Origin of the sequence: Rhizobium skierniewicense, assembly GCF_014196515.1 — a bacterium.
GTDB lineage: Bacteria > Pseudomonadota > Alphaproteobacteria > Rhizobiales > Rhizobiaceae > Agrobacterium > Agrobacterium skierniewicense.
Map to the genome: position 1 here is coordinate 310,791 of NZ_JACIDV010000004.1, position 14,295 is coordinate 325,085.

Annotated in this window: 14 protein-coding genes and 1 other RNA gene; 5 read left to right on the top strand and 10 right to left on the bottom strand. The window is 57.3% G+C overall.

What is annotated here, in order from left to right; genetic code table 11:
- Positions 1-23: 23 nt before the first annotated feature.
- Positions 24-3,695, top strand: a complete 3,672-nt coding sequence (locus GGQ73_RS08430) for an AsmA family protein (RefSeq protein ID WP_183895524.1) — start codon at positions 24-26, stop codon at positions 3,693-3,695.
- A gap of 249 nt (positions 3,696-3,944) precedes the next feature.
- Here GGQ73_RS08430 and GGQ73_RS08435 read toward each other — a convergent pair whose 3' ends face one another.
- From GGQ73_RS08435 to GGQ73_RS08470, 8 genes are all read right to left on the bottom strand, one after another.
- On the bottom strand, positions 3,945-4,157 hold the full coding sequence (locus tag GGQ73_RS08435; RefSeq protein WP_174153484.1) for a ribbon-helix-helix domain-containing protein: 213 nt from the start codon (positions 4,155-4,157) through the stop codon (positions 3,945-3,947).
- A 263-nt stretch (positions 4,158-4,420) separates the two neighbouring features.
- On the bottom strand, positions 4,421-5,971 hold the full coding sequence (locus tag GGQ73_RS08440) for a Do family serine endopeptidase (protein ID WP_183895526.1): 1,551 nt from the start codon (positions 5,969-5,971) through the stop codon (positions 4,421-4,423).
- Between the two features lie 165 nt (positions 5,972-6,136).
- Positions 6,137-6,466 (bottom strand): DHCW motif cupin fold protein, encoded by a 330-nt coding sequence (locus GGQ73_RS08445; RefSeq protein WP_183895528.1) that lies wholly within the window; start codon positions 6,464-6,466, stop codon positions 6,137-6,139.
- A 118-nt stretch (positions 6,467-6,584) separates the two neighbouring features.
- On the bottom strand, positions 6,585-7,508 hold the full coding sequence (gene hflC / locus GGQ73_RS08450) for a protease modulator HflC (RefSeq protein WP_183895530.1): 924 nt from the start codon (positions 7,506-7,508) through the stop codon (positions 6,585-6,587).
- 1 nt (position 7,509) lies between these two features.
- Positions 7,510-8,658: an FtsH protease activity modulator HflK gene (gene hflK, locus GGQ73_RS08455; protein ID WP_183895532.1), complete on the bottom strand. Its 1,149-nt coding sequence runs from the start codon at positions 8,656-8,658 to the stop codon at positions 7,510-7,512.
- A 145-nt stretch (positions 8,659-8,803) separates the two neighbouring features.
- Positions 8,804-9,331, bottom strand: a complete 528-nt coding sequence (locus tag GGQ73_RS08460) for a dihydrofolate reductase (RefSeq protein ID WP_183895534.1) — start codon at positions 9,329-9,331, stop codon at positions 8,804-8,806.
- Complete coding sequence (locus GGQ73_RS08465) at positions 9,328-10,122, bottom strand: thymidylate synthase (protein ID WP_183895536.1); 795 nt, start codon at positions 10,120-10,122, stop codon at positions 9,328-9,330. Before GGQ73_RS08465 ends, GGQ73_RS08460 begins: the two co-directional genes overlap by 4 nt.
- Before the next feature lie 87 nt (positions 10,123-10,209).
- Complete coding sequence (locus GGQ73_RS08470; RefSeq protein ID WP_183895538.1) at positions 10,210-10,518, bottom strand: DUF2853 family protein; 309 nt, start codon at positions 10,516-10,518, stop codon at positions 10,210-10,212.
- 117 nt (positions 10,519-10,635) lie between these two features.
- On the opposite strand from GGQ73_RS08470, the gene ssrA reads away from it, so the two are divergent.
- The 3 genes from ssrA to GGQ73_RS08485 all read left to right on the top strand — a co-directional run bounded on the left by ssrA (position 10,636) and on the right by GGQ73_RS08485 (position 11,876).
- Positions 10,636-11,006: a transfer-messenger RNA gene (ssrA, locus tag GGQ73_RS08475) on the top strand.
- 127 nt (positions 11,007-11,133) lie between these two features.
- Positions 11,134-11,646, top strand: a complete 513-nt coding sequence (locus GGQ73_RS08480) for an SspB family protein (RefSeq protein WP_174153467.1) — start codon at positions 11,134-11,136, stop codon at positions 11,644-11,646.
- Between the two features lie 35 nt (positions 11,647-11,681).
- Entirely contained in the window at positions 11,682-11,876 is a 195-nt protein-coding gene (locus GGQ73_RS08485) for a DUF4169 family protein (protein ID WP_183895540.1), read from the top strand.
- A gap of 57 nt (positions 11,877-11,933) precedes the next feature.
- Here the strand turns inward: GGQ73_RS08485 and GGQ73_RS08490 are convergent, their stop codons facing one another.
- Together GGQ73_RS08490 and serB are read right to left on the bottom strand one after the other, a co-directional pair.
- Positions 11,934-12,491 carry a GNAT family N-acetyltransferase gene (locus tag GGQ73_RS08490; RefSeq protein WP_183895542.1) on the bottom strand — a complete coding sequence of 186 codons (558 nt, stop codon included), beginning with the start codon at positions 12,489-12,491 and terminating at the stop codon, positions 11,934-11,936.
- A complete protein-coding gene (serB, locus tag GGQ73_RS08495; protein WP_183895544.1) occupies positions 12,488-13,378 on the bottom strand; it encodes a phosphoserine phosphatase SerB in 891 nt (296 codons plus the stop codon). The genes GGQ73_RS08490 and serB overlap by 4 nt, the downstream gene beginning before the upstream one ends.
- On the opposite strand from serB, the gene miaA reads away from it, so the two are divergent.
- Positions 13,377-14,273 carry a tRNA (adenosine(37)-N6)-dimethylallyltransferase MiaA gene (miaA, locus tag GGQ73_RS08500; RefSeq protein ID WP_183895546.1) on the top strand — a complete coding sequence of 299 codons (897 nt, stop codon included), beginning with the start codon at positions 13,377-13,379 and terminating at the stop codon, positions 14,271-14,273. The genes serB and miaA overlap by 2 nt on opposite strands.
- The last annotated feature ends 22 nt before the right edge of the window (positions 14,274-14,295 follow it).

Genomic DNA, 14,295 nt, shown 5'->3' on the forward strand with positions numbered 1-14,295 from the left:
TCGGTTAAGGGAGACGTCAGGTCGTGCTCGGACGCATATTGGTTTTTCTGGGCGGACTGCTTGTCGTGGCGCTGTTTGCGGCGCTGTTCATCCCGTATTTTATCGACTGGACTGATTTTCGGCGCGACTTCGAGGATCAGGCAAGCCGTATTCTGGGCAAGAAGGTCGTGGTACACGGCCGCGTTGAAGCCCGGCTTCTGCCTTTTCCATCGGTCACGTTGCATGACGTGCGCGCCGGTATGGATGCTGACGGTTCCCCGCAAATCCAGGTTGCCCGTTTCTCCATGGATGCAGAACTTGCGCCGTTCCTCTCCGGGGAAGCCCGTATCTTCGATATGCGCATCGAGGAGCCGAAAGCCAAGATCAGGCTGCTGAAGGATGGAACGCTGGACTGGACGCGGGGAAGCCGCGCCGTCATTCCGGCCAAGACCGTCGTGCTGGAAAATGTCAGCATCGAAGGCGGCCAGATTGAATTCATCGATGAGCAATCCGGTCGCAACCGCATCGTTACGGGTCTGACTGCCGATATGTCCGCCAAGTCGCTTGCCGGTCCCTGGCGTGCGGAGGGTCGTGCAGCGGTCGATGGTCACGCAGGGTCGTTTTCACTCTCCAGCGGTGAGCCGGAGGCTAATGCCGGGCGCATGGGTCTCCGTCTTCGTATGCTCCCGGATGAGCATCCGGTCGAGATCGATCTGGATGGGGCAATTGCTGCGACCGGGGGCCGGCCGGTCTATAGCGGTTCCTTCGCCTTCAATTTCCGACAGGATGACAAGCAGAAGCAGCAGGCCAGCCAGTCCCAATCCATCTTCACTGCACCGCGCACCCGCGGCAGCTTCGAACTGACCAACGGTCGTGTGCGCGTGCCGAGTTACCGTATGGAGTTGGGCGGAGCGGAAAACCCGTACATCGTCACCGGTGAAGCCACACTCGACACGGGAACGGCACCCGAGTTCCTGCTGACGGCGGATGGACAGCAGATCGATTTCAACCGTTTTGCACCTGCACCGGTTCAAACGGGCAAGACATCGCGTGTGCCGACCGCCTCATTGCGTCAGCGCATCGAGTCCTTCGCCAGCCTCATTGCGCGCATTCCCGTGCCGCAGGTTCCTGGCAAAGCCAGCATCCGGCTTCCCGCACTGGTGTCCGATGACACCACCATTCGGGATATCCGTCTCGATGTGCGCCCGGACGGTGCCGGTTGGCAGGTTGAAAACGCCGTCGCCGTGCTGCCTGGACGCACCCAGTTTGAAGCCAAGGGTTCTCTGACGTTGACCAATGGTCCGGCGTTCAACGGCGATCTCCTTGTTGCCTCCAACCAACCATCTGGTCTTGCCAACTGGCTGTCCGGCACGGTTGATCCGGCCATCCGGCAGCTGAATGCGGCGGGATTTTCGTCGACCGTATCGTTGACGACGCAGGCGCAGCGTTTCGAAAATCTGGAGCTGGCCATCGGTCAGGCATCATTGCGCGGCCGCTTGATCCGTCAGGCCGAGGACAAGGGCGCCAGCATCGATATTGATTTGTCCGGCAACGAGATCGATCTGGATGCGCTGAAAGCGCTGGGCGGACTTGCTCTGGGCGATCAGGTCGGTAGCTCCGTTCTCGACCACCGCATTACAGCCAAGTTCAAGGCTGATCGCTTCAACATGGCGGGTGTCACAGCCAACCGCGTGGAAACCGCCTTTACCCTGACCGATGGCGTCCTCGCGCTCCAGAGCATGACGGCTGGTGATATTGCGGGGGCCGAGGTCCGGGCAAAGGGGCAGATCAAGGGCTCGTTGTCGGACTTTGAGGGCAAGGGAACCGTCAATCTTCGTGCCGCCGATATGCAGCCCGTGTTTAATCTGCTGCGTCAGAAGTTGCCGCATCACCCCCTTGTGGACCGGCTGGTTGTGAGTGCGCCGTGGTATTCGAATTCCGACATTGCCGTCGATCTTTCGGTAGATAGCAACAATGGCGGTGCGAACGCCGCCGTATCGGGGACCATCAATGGAAGCCGTGTGTCTGCGGTTGCCAAGCTTCCCGATGTCTTGTCCAACACGGATGACGCAGCGCTGACGCTGGAGGCCGTTCTCAAGAATCAGTCGACGGCGATCCTGTTTGGTCAAGCGGGTCTCGATCCGCTGCCTTTCGACGCCGATGGCGAAGGATTGTTGTCGCTGAAGCTCAACGGCACGCTTGGGTCGCCAGTACAAACAGACTTTCGCTTTTCGACCGAGCGTACCCATTTTTCGGCCAATGGTCATTTTTCGCTCGCGGCGGGAAGTTTCGGACAGGGTAATGCCGATGTCTCGTTGGAAAGCGCTGATCTCGAGCCTTACCTCATTATGAATGCTGTCGGCCTGCCGCAATTGGGTGGGGGCATGTCCGTAAAAGGAAAGGCCACGCTGACTGTTGACCAGGAGAAGGCAACCCTGTCCAGTCTGTCGGGGCAGGCCGGTGGAAATCCGATAACAGGTAGTTTTTCCACGTCGCTGGCCGAACCGTATAAGGTGACGGGCGACATATCTCTTGATACCGTCGATTTGGCATGGCTTGGGGACACGATTTACGGCCCGGTGATTGATCCCGAATCTGGCGCCTTGAGCGCCAAGCCTGTTTCTCTTCCTGCCTTTCCGAAACTCGACGCCTCTTTTAATGTTAAAGCCGCAAACTTCGAAACAGGCGCCTATGGCACCGTGACGGGTATGGCCTTTGTGCTCAACCAGTCGAACGGCATGCTGTCGCTGGACAATATGAGCGGCGACTGGATGGGCGGCAAGATTTCGGGGTGGGTCTCCATGTCTGCAGGCGAGGGCGCTGGCATCTTCCGCACCAAGATCGCGGCATCCGGCATTAACCCTGAGACGGTGATGTGGAAAAGCGGGCAGACGCCCGTCGCCAGTGGACGCTTTGCCATCGACTTGACGGCGGAAGCGACCGGCAAAAGTGTGAGCGAACTTCTGTCATCGGCAAGCGGCTCAGGTGAAATCCGGGCGGACGGCCTTGTTTTGCGTGGGCTGAACCAGGCTTCTGTCCAGCCATGGCTTCAAGCCGCAAACGAGCTTCAAGGCACCATTGATGCAGCCAAGGTTCGCCCTCTGGTAGACGCGCATCTCTGGCAAGGCGAAATCCCGCTCGGTGCTGTGTCCATGCCGTTTACGCTGGGTGATGGCCAGATGCGTCTGCAGAATTTGACAGCCAAGACCGAGCAGGTGGCTGTTACTGCCGATGTTGCACTTGATCTTGCGAGCAGCACGCTGACTGGCGGCATCGACCTCGTTTTCGACGTCGGTGCGGAGGAACTTGCGGGCGCAACGCCCTCCGTTCGCCTCAACTATACGGGTCCATTCTCCCAACCGGCACTTACAACCGATGTGTCGGGACTAACCGGATACCTGTCGCTACGCGCGTTTGAGCGGGAGCGACGCCGGGTTGAAGCATTGCAGGCCAGCATTATGGAAAAGCAACGCTTGCGTCGCGAAGTCGCGCTCTTCCGGTTTACGGCTGCAGAGCGACAGGCCGAAAAAGAACGCGCGGCGGCGGCGGAGCAAGCCCGCAAGCAAGAAGAAGAGCGCTTGCGAACTCTAGCGCAGGAACGGCTTCAGGCTGAAAAAGCCGAACAGGACCGGTTGGAGCGCGAGCAAGATACGCAGCCGAAGCCGCCAGCAGGCCCGGTGCTTATCGTGCCACCGACGCAGGAAAATATTCGTTAGTGCGGTTAAAATCGTGCGAGGACCGGAAGCTCTATTCAGCGTTTTAGTCGCGCCCGGCAGGAAACGAATGGCGTCCGCGCAAGCCCTTTGCGCCGCCGCGTTTTCCGGTTTGAGGAAAAAATGCGATGACCGCCTTCAAAAAGATCATCATTGCCTTGCCGCCTGCTGCGACGTCCACATTGGCAAGGGCGACCATCATTGCTGTGATGAAGGCCCTGAGTTTCACTATGTGAGATTCTGTCGATCTTGCTAGGATTGGCTTTTCAACCAGCCCAAGACATAGACACGCAAAGCCGAAGAGAGGTTGCTGTTCTCAGGGCGGTTGTCGTCTATCTCTGCAAGAAGGGCGGCGAAGCTCATTTTGCGTTTTTCGGCAATGGTTCGAAGTTCGTCCCAAAAGGCGTCTTCTAGGGATATGCTGGTCCGGTGACCATGGAGCGTGGTGGAATGCTTGCGGATCAAATTTGTGTCTTTCCAAACTGATTCAACGCGCTGCCTGCCGGATGTATTAGATGCGCGTAAGCTTATGATTTTTTAATTCTTTAACTTTGCTGGCACGCTTTAACGCTGCTCGATGCGGTGAGGTTCCGCCTTCAGAAAATCTCTTGGTTGGATGGGGCCGTCCTTACTGCCAGCGTCACAGCGTGATATTTCAGCGAGCAAGTTGCTTTAACGACGCGGGAGGACGGGACGTGGGAAACCGCCCTCCTGGCGTCTTCTTCAGGCTATTCCAGAGGAATTGCGACGAAACGCAGATTGCCCTTGGCGTCTGCGACCATCATATGGGCATTCTTGCGACCGGCGGATTTCAGACCGTTGACGCGCACAAGCACATCACCGGGGACGTCCATGAAGTCCTGGCCAACCTCAACGATGACATCGCCTTCCTTGATGCCCTTTTGCTCAGCGACCGAGCCCTGCTCGACGCTTGCCACCAAGACACCCTCGACGCTTTCGGCGATGCTTTTTGCGGTACGCAGCTCCGTCGTCAATGCAACGAGGTTCATCCCGAGAACTGTCTGTGCAGCCTCTCGCTGATCCGGTGCCTGCGGGTCTTGCTCGCCACCGTTCTCATTCGGCTGCGCCATCTCGCCGCCTTCGCCGTCGTCAGGCATCGTTTCTTCGTTGCCTGCACCTGCTCCGGGCTGTTGCTCTTCCGCGCTATCCTGCAACTGGCCGAGCTTGACTTTCACGGTCTGCTCCTTGCCGTCACGAAGCACAACGACATCGACTTCCTTGCCGACGGGGCTTTCCGCGACCACACGCGGCAGATCACGCATTTCCTGAATAGGTTTGCCATCGAAGGTCAGGACGACGTCGCCCGCCTGGATCGGGCCGTTTTCGACCGGCCCACCCTTTACCACGCCCGAGATCAACGCGCCACGCGGGCTGTCCATGGCAAGGCTGGATGCGATATCCTCGGTGACGGGCTGTACCCGAACGCCAAGCCAGCCGCGACGCGTCTCACCGAACTCGATCAGTTGCTGGACGATGTTTTGCGCAAGCTCGGTGGGCACGGAAAAGCCGATACCGATCGAGCCGCCGCTGGGCGAGATAATGGCCGTGTTGATACCGATGACTTCACCCTTCATGTTGAAAAGCGGGCCGCCGGAGTTCCCTTTGTTGATCGCGGCATCCGTCTGAATGAAATTGTCGTAGGGACCTGCATTGATGTTGCGGCCGCGCGCAGACACGACGCCGACGGAGAGCGAGCCACCGAGCCCGAATGGATTGCCGATGGCCATGACCCAGTCACCAATTCGCATGGCGCGGGAATCGCCGAATTTGACGGCTTTCAGAGGCGCCTTCGGCTCCACCTTCAGCACCGAAAGATCGGTCTTGGTATCTGTACCGACCAGTTTGGCCTTCAGCTTGTTGCCATTGGGGAAAATGACCTCGATATCGTCGGCACCTTCGATAACGTGATTGTTCGTGACGACGTAACCGGCGGGGTCGATGACAAAGCCGGAGCCGAGAGAACTGACCTTGCCGCCGCTGTCAGAATCCTTGTTGTCGAAGTAATCCTTGAAAAACTCCTGGAAGGGCGAGCCATCTGGAATGCGGGGAGGGGTCGGGCCCTTACCTTCGGTCTTGACGCTCTGAGAGGTGGAGATGTTGACCACCGCATCAAGCAGCGGCGCGGCCAGATCAGCGACCGACGCGGGGCCGACGCTCTGCGCTCTGGCACCTGCCGGAACAAGTCCGCCTGCGATGATGGCAAGTCCTGCCATGGCGGCGATGCTGCTGCGGAAAGGTGAAAGAGTAGAAACGGGCATACGGCGTCCTCGCGTCTTGCAAAACATGGCGTTCTGTAAACTAGCCAAGCATAAGGCGGAATGATGAAGTGTAAAAATACCTTTTCGTGAATGATCGACAAATCGCCCCATCATCCACGAAAATCGACGCCGCACAGCAAAGGTGCAGCTTTGCACGACATGCACTCAATCGACGATGAAAAGCCTGGCGCCGATGGAGGTGGATGAGCGATGCGGCTCTGCATTGTCTGCCACTTGATAGCTCATGCCTGCTTTCAGAAGAAAATTGCGGCCATCTTCCAGTTCGGTGTTCAGTTCACCCTCGAGGCACAACAGAATGTGACCCTTGGTGCACCAGTGATCGGCCAGATAGCCGGGCGTATAGTCCACCATGCGAACACGGATGCTGCCGAAGTGTCGGGTACGCCAGGTGGCGCTTCCGGTTTCTCCCGCGTGTACCGTGGGTTCGACCTGCGACCAGTCCGTGGTGCCGAAGGGAATATCGTTGATGTTCAATGCTATCTCCGAATTTTGATAAGTCGATCCATATGCAGGGATCGGTCAACCACTTGCCAGCCCTCAATAGCAGAAGGGCCGATGTTTCCACCGGCCCTTTGTTATCATGTCACCGTGCTCAGTTTGCTGGTGCAGCAGGAGCCGGTGGCGCCGGCTGAGGAGATGCGCCATTGATATCGTTGAAATAACGGAAGAACGGCGAGTCCGGAGACAGAACCAGCGTCGTGCCCGTGCCGCTCAACGATGTAGCATAGGCGCTCATCGAGCGATAGAACTCGAAGAAGCTCGGATCACGCTGGAAGGCTTCGCCGAAGATCCGGTTCCGCTCTGCATCGCCTTCACCGCGCAGCACTTCCGACTGGCGGTTGGCATCGGATTCGAGCTCAACGACCTGACGGTCGGCGATAGCGCGACGACGCTGTGCTTCTTCGTTACCACGCGCGCGGATCAATTCCGCTTCGGCAAGACGCTCGGAGCGCATGCGCCCGAATGTGTTGACTGAGACATCCTGACTGAGATCGGTGCGTCGAATGCGAACATCGACAATGCTCAGGCCAAGATCTTCAGCACTTGGCCGCAAGTCGTCTCGCACTTCCTGCATCATCGATGCACGCGCATCTGAGAGAGCGGATTCGAACCCACGCAGACCATAGACGCGGCGCAGTGAGGAGTCGAACAGGGTGCGCAGCTGCCCTTCAGCTCGCTCTTGATCGCCACTCGCATTCGCAAGGAAGCGGCGTGGATCGGTGATACGATAGACGAGAAACGCATCGACCTCGTACACCTTACCGCCCGAAACTTGTGCTCGAATATTCTCGTAGTCGAGGCGAAGGGCACGGTTCTCAATGTATTGCACGCGATCAAGCCCCATGAAAGGGAACGGCAGCTTGAAGTAAATGCCTGGCTCGCTTCTGACACTCTGGATCTGGTTGAACCGAAGGACAACGGCCTGCGTGACCGGCGTCACGATATAGATGGACGAGTAGCCCACAAATAAGATGATCGCAAAACCCACGATAAGTGCAATGAGACGATTGGTCATATCAGTTGCCCCCCCGAGGTGCCGCATTCGGGTTGTTACGCATGATCTCGTTCAGCGGCAGATACGGCATCACGCCCTGCTTTTCGTCAATAATGATCTTGTTGGATCCTTTCAGAACCTGCTCCATGGTTTCAATGAACATGCGCTGGCGCGTTACGTCCGGCGCGGAGCGGTACTGGTCATAGATTGAAACGAAGCGCTGTGCTTCACCCTGTGCCTCGTTGACGACGCGGCTTTTGTAAGCGCTGGCCTCTTCAACGATCTGCGCAGCCTGGCCGCGCGCGGCACCCAGCTTCTGGTTGGCATATTGATTGGCTTCGGACACGAAACGGTCCTCGTCCTGTTCGGCGCGCTGAACTTCTTCAAATGCATCGGCGACCTCGCGTGGCGGAGCTACATCTTCAATAGAAACCCCGTTGACGTTGATGCCGGCACCATAGCCATCCATGGTGCTCTGGATGATTGTCTTAACCTCCTCGGCAACCTGTGCTCGGTTGTCGCGGAAAATGTCCTGCGCTGGACGCCGTCCAACGATTTCGCGCATGGCGCTTTCGGCCACCTGCTGCAACGTGTTCAAAGGCGCTTCGACATTGTAGAGGAATGATTTAGGGTCTTTCACCGTGTAAAGAACGGCAAATTGCACGTTGACGATGTTCTGATCACCCGTCAGCATAACGCCCGTTGCCGAAGCATCGGTTGTTGATGTATTCGAGCGCGTCCCGATATTCAGCCGCTGCTGGCTCACCTTGACGATTTCAACGGTTTCGATCGGCCAGAGAAGGAAGTGAGCGCCTTGCGTCGAAACCTCATCCTTCGGTGTGCCGAAGCGTGTTTCGACGCCGCGTTCGTCCGGGCGAACAGTGTAAAACGACTGAATCCCGACAAAGGCCAGCACGACGAGAACAAGGATGGCGACCACGCCACCGTTTATGCCGCCTGGAAGCAGGCTCTTGAAACGGTCCTGGCTGCGACGAATGATCTCTTCGATATCTGGAGGGCCGCCATTGCCGCCGCCTCCACCACCGCCGCCACGTGGCCGGTTTGGTCCCTGACCCCAGGGGCCTCCCTGGTTGTTTCCACCGCTGCCACCGTTGTTACCGCCGCCGCCGCCCCAAGGGCCGCCGCCGCCATTCTGATTGCTCCAGGGCATCCATACCTCTTATGCTAAAAACTCTCCCGCTCCCTCCTGACCATGCTTGCGCATGTCACGCGGGACTGTGGTCTCAGTTATAAGTAGGAGAGCGGTCCGTTTCAACGCAGAGGCGGTAACTTAATACCCAATCACGGTAAATAGTTCACGTCTTGGCGTGATGTCGACGATAAGTTGTAAATCTCACCGGGTAATTGTCTTTTTCCCCTGCAGGCCAAGGCGTTTCCTCGGTTTTGAAAAAGACGAGCGGATCGATGGTCGGGAAAAAAGTATCGCCCTCCAGCGACACCTCGACATGGGTGACGGAAAGTTGATCTGCATAGGGCATGGCCTGACGGTAAATCTCGCCACCACCGGCCACGAAAATCTCATCGACGCCAAGAGCTTGCGCCCTGTCTCGAGCCAAAGAGAGCGCATCTTCCAGAGACCAAACCACATCGACACCATCGGGGTGATAGTCAGGATTGCGGCTGACGATGATGTGCGGACGTCCGGGCAAGGGACGCTCTCCCACCGAAAGGAACGTCTTTCGTCCCATGATCATCGGTTTGCCCATGGTCAGCGCCTTGAACCTCTTTAGGTCCGACGACAGCTTCCAGGGCATGTCGAGATCACGGCCGATGACGCCGTTTTCAGCGACAGCTGCTATGAGGATGACGCTTGGCTGTATCATACCGCAATCGGTGCCTTGATGGAGGCGTCCGCCTCGTAATTTTCCAGCGTGAAATCTTCGAACGTGAAGTCGAAGAGATTTTTAACGTCCGGATTCAGGCGCATGGACGGCAGCGCTTTTGGCGTGCGCTGCATTTGCAGTTGCGCCTGCTCGAAATGGTTGGCGTAGATATGGGCATCGCCCAGCGTATGGACGAAATCGCCCGGCTTCAGGCCGGTGACCTGGGCCACCATCAGCGTCAGCAGCGCGTAAGATGCGATGTTGAAGGGAACGCCGAGGAAGATATCGGCGGAGCGCTGGTAGAGCTGACAGGATAGCTTGCCATCCGCGACATAGAACTGGAACAGACAGTGGCAGGGTGGCAGTGCCATGTCATCCACAAGAGCCGGGTTCCAGGCCGATACGATATGACGGCGCGAATTGGGGTTGGTTTTGAGGCTTTCGATCAAAAGCGTGATCTGGTCGATGTGGCGGCCATCGGGTGCGGGCCAGGAGCGCCATTGGGCGCCATAGACGGGGCCGAGATTGCCATCCTCATCGGCCCATTCGTCCCAGATAGAAACGCCGTGTTGCTTGAGGTAGGCGATATTGGTGTCGCCCTTCAGGAACCACAGAAGTTCGTGAATGATCGAGCGCAGATGCAGCTTCTTGGTGGTCAGGACCGGAAAGCCTTCAGACAGATCGAAACGCATCTGGTAACCGAAGACGGAACGCGTACCAGTTCCGGTCCGATCGCCCCGGTCGCTACCGGTGTCCATGACATGCCGGAGAAGGTCGAGATATTGCTTCATGATGGTCCGCCGCCGATTCTAAACAGCTGGCACCATATGGCCTTCGAGGCTACGGAGCCAGTCACCCACGGCGGCGGCCCACAGAAATCAGAGCGTTTCCAATTTCCCGAGGTGCTTGGCGACGAGGTAATAGAAGGTCACGCGTGATTTTGTGCGGTCGCCCTTCATCGCGGTAATGGTGTCATCGACCGCTTTGTCGGCATCGGCGCCGGTCACGCCCAGCTTCTTGCCACACCAGTTCGTTTTGACACGGGCCAACTCTTCAGGATCTGATGAGGAAACGAGTGCAGAATCGCGATTGCGCAAAGCAATGCCGAGATGTTTGACAATTTTAGCCACCGCGTCTTCATCGGCATTGGCGTCGTATAGTCTCACATCTGCGAGATAGTCCGTCATGTTCTGTCCTCCCACATATGAATCTGTTAATTTAAGTCTCTACTTATAAAGCAGAATGTGGCAAGTCCGCGGTCCCGTCAAGAATTGCGCGCGACCTTTCATCGAAATGTCATCAGCCCCCTTTTCTCCGCCGCACGAAGCGCCTATATGGTCCTTGCCGGATGCAAATCCGGATATGGCGATAAACGGTCGATGAAATAAGCCTATTGGACCCGGGGGCGGTACCCGGCGCCTCCACCAAAAACCGGCGGACCTTTGAGAAGGCCGGCTTTTGATGGGGGTGAAATAGGATCGACAAGGGTGTAAAGATCGAACTTTTGCTCGGCATGATACCGCCGTTATCGGGTCACAAGTGTAGTTGCAAATGACAACAACGCTAAGGAATACGCTCTCGCTGCCTAATGGCGGTGTGGGAATTCCGACTTAAGCCCTTACGGTTAGCCCCGTAAGGCGGGGTTCGGAGGTACCTGGCAACAGAAACCTCCACCTTCTCCATTTCGGCGCGATCGGCTATAAGTCGAAATGACTCGGGGCAGGCGGGCTTTTCCGTTGCTGCGTTGTAGGACATTGCGTATAATACGATAAAAGACGTTTGCATAGGAAAGACAGGACCGTATGGGGCAGGATCATATCCGTTACGACATTCTCGCACAGGATGCCCTTCGCGGCGTTATTCGCAAGGTATTGAGCGAAGTTGCTGCGACGGCAAGGCTACCCGGCGACCACCATTTTTTCATCACCTTTTTGACCGGCGCTCCAGGCGTGCGTATCTCGCAGCACCTGAAGTCGAAGTATGCCGAGCAGATGACCATCGTCATCCAGCATCAGTTCTGGGACATGAAGGTTACGGACACACAGTTCGAAATCGGCCTGTCCTTCTCCGATACGCCTGAAAAGCTTGTCGTTCCTTTCAATGCGATCAGGGGCTTCTATGATCCATCGGTAAATTTCGAACTCGAATTCGACGTTCCCCTGGCAGAAGAGGAAGACGTCGTGGAGGCGGAAATCACAGCCTATCCGGCACCTGCCGAGAACAAGGCTTCCTCGACCTCGACCGAAGAGAAGCCGGACGAAGAGAAAAAGGCCGGCTCCGTGGTTTCTCTGGATGCATTCCGCAAGAACAAGTGATTGTTTGAAGTCATTGGCGCAGATGGGAGATGGTCGTGACAGGCGATGTCGTTAATCTGCGCCAGTTTCGCAAACAGAAGGCGCGCAGTGATAAGGAAAAGCAGGCGGAGCAAAACCGCCTGACATTCGGTCGTACCAAGACCGAAAAAAATCTTACGTCCGCTCTCAATGACAAAGCCAGTCGTATGCTCGATCAGGGCAAGCTCGACACGGGTGATGACGAAGCATAAGTGCTTTTCCGCTCGACTTTCACTGCGTTACCGCATTGGTCCCTGTCGACTGGTCGCTCATTTCCCCAACCACCGCTCCAGCGTCAGCGCGTAGGTCACGTGCGGTTTGAGCTGAGGGTGGGTGTCCGGCACGCGCGGGTGCAGGAAATCACGTGACGGGTCTCGGATAAGGCCGGTGCGTTTCATGACGGCCACGGAGCGCTGGTTGTCCTTGACTGCGAAAGACACGATTTCAGGCAGCTTTTTCTCATCGAAACCCATGGCCAGGAGCGATTTCGCAGCTTCAGTCGCATAACCCTTACCCCAGTATCGGGTCGCCAGACGCCAACCGATTTCCATCGTGCCGAGCGGAAATATGTCTTCGAGATTGACGGGCACAATGCCGCAGAAGCCGATCGGCTCGCCGGTGTCACGCAGTTCCATGGCATAGAAGCCGTAACCGGTCGCGCGGATCAACCCGTTGACCCGGTCGAGCGCCACGTCGGATTCGTCATGACTTCGCGCCTGGGGGAAAAACTCCATGACTTTGGGGTCCGCATTGATCTCCCGGAAAAGATCGCGGTCCGTCTCTCTCCATTCCCGAAGGAGCAGTCTGGAAGTTCCGCGCAAGATCATGAGGTAACGAAATCAGCCTTGCGATAACCTTGAAGGTAAAGAAGCGCGGTCAGATCGCTGTGATCGATGCGAATTTTCGCTTCTGCCGCAACGGCTGGCTTGGCGTGTAAGGCAACGCCCGATCCCGCCAGATGCAACATGCCGAGATCGTTGGCGCCATCGCCAACAGCCATCGCGTCGTCAGGAGAAATCCCCAGTGTCGTCGCAATGTCGTTGAGGGCATCAACTTTTGCCTGCTTGCCGAGGATGGGTTCGGCCACGGTGCCATCGAGAAGGCCGTCTTTCTCGCCCAGTATGTTTGCGCGGTTTTCATGAAAGCCGAGCGTTTCAGCGATACGGCTGGTAAAGACGGTGAAACCGCCCGACACCAGAGCCGTATAGTGGCCTTTCGCCTTCATGGTGGCGATGAGCTCCATGCCGCCGGGGGTCAGCGTCACACGTCTTTCGATGACATCGTCCACCACCGAAATTGGCAGGCCCTTCAGCAGTGCCACGCGCTCGCGCAGAGCAGGCTCGAATGCAATCTCGCCGTTCATGGCGCGCGCGGTAATCAGGGAAACTTCGTCTTTCAGGCCCACTTCGGCCGACAGTTCGTCTATGCATTCCTGCTGAATCATGGTGGAATCCATGTCGGCGATCAGAATTTTCTTGCGGCGCTTGTCCTGATCCTGAATGGCGATGTCGATGGGTCTGTCGGCGATAGCCATCCGCAGCACGCGTTCTGCCGCCGCCAAGTCCGTACCATCGCGCAGCACCAAATCGCATGCGATCCCATCCGCCAGCCAATAGAGGCCGGAAGCGTCGAGTGCCTTTGCGGCGCTCTCTGCTATGACGGAATTGAGAACAGGATTTGACGGATTGGCGATAAGCGTGGCAACGAGAGCCATGATGAGAAACCTTGGTGACGAATTCGATGCGACCCTGATAACCGGCCCAACGGCAAGCGGCAAGTCCGCGCTTGCGCTTCGTGTCGCCCGGCAGAAGAATGGTGTTGTCATTAATGCCGATAGCATGCAGGTCTACGATACCTTGCAGGTGCTCACCGCACGGCCTTCCACGGATGACATGGATGGCATACCGCATCACATGTATGGGAATATCCCCGCATCCAGATCCTATTCCACCGGTGAATGGCTGCGAGACGTGACTGCGCTCCTGAAAAATCTAAGAAGCGAGGGGCGTCATCCGGTCATCGTTGGCGGCACAGGGCTTTATTTTCAAGCCTTGGCGGGTGGACTGTCCGATATGCCGGCAATTCCGACCGAAATCCGGGAGCGATACCGGACGCGATTGGTCGAAAGTGGGTCTGCAAACCTCTATGACGAGCTATCGGTCCACGACCCGCAGACCGCCGCCGCCCTGAAGCCGAGCGACGGTCAGCGCATCGTCCGCGCTTTGGAGATTTGGGAGGCGACGGGACAGTCCATCCGCACATTTCAACACGCCAACGGGCCGGTCATCATCGATCAGGCGCGAGCTGAAAAATTCGTGGTGCTGCCGGAGAGGGCCGTGCTGCATGACCGCATCAACCGTCGTTTTGAAGGCATGATGGAGAGCGGTGCCGTTGAGGAAGTCAGAGCGCTTCTGGCGCTCGGGCTTTCATCGGACGCAACGGTGATGAAGGCCATTGGTGTTTTCCAGATTGCGGAGATGCTGGCGGGACGCATGGGTGAGGCAGAGGTCATCGACAAAGCCGCAGCTGCCACCCGCCAATATGCCAAGCGTCAGATGACGTGGTTTCGCAATCAGATGGGAGAGGACTGGGAACGCCTTGTGCCTTAGAGTGTTTCCATTTAACGAGGAA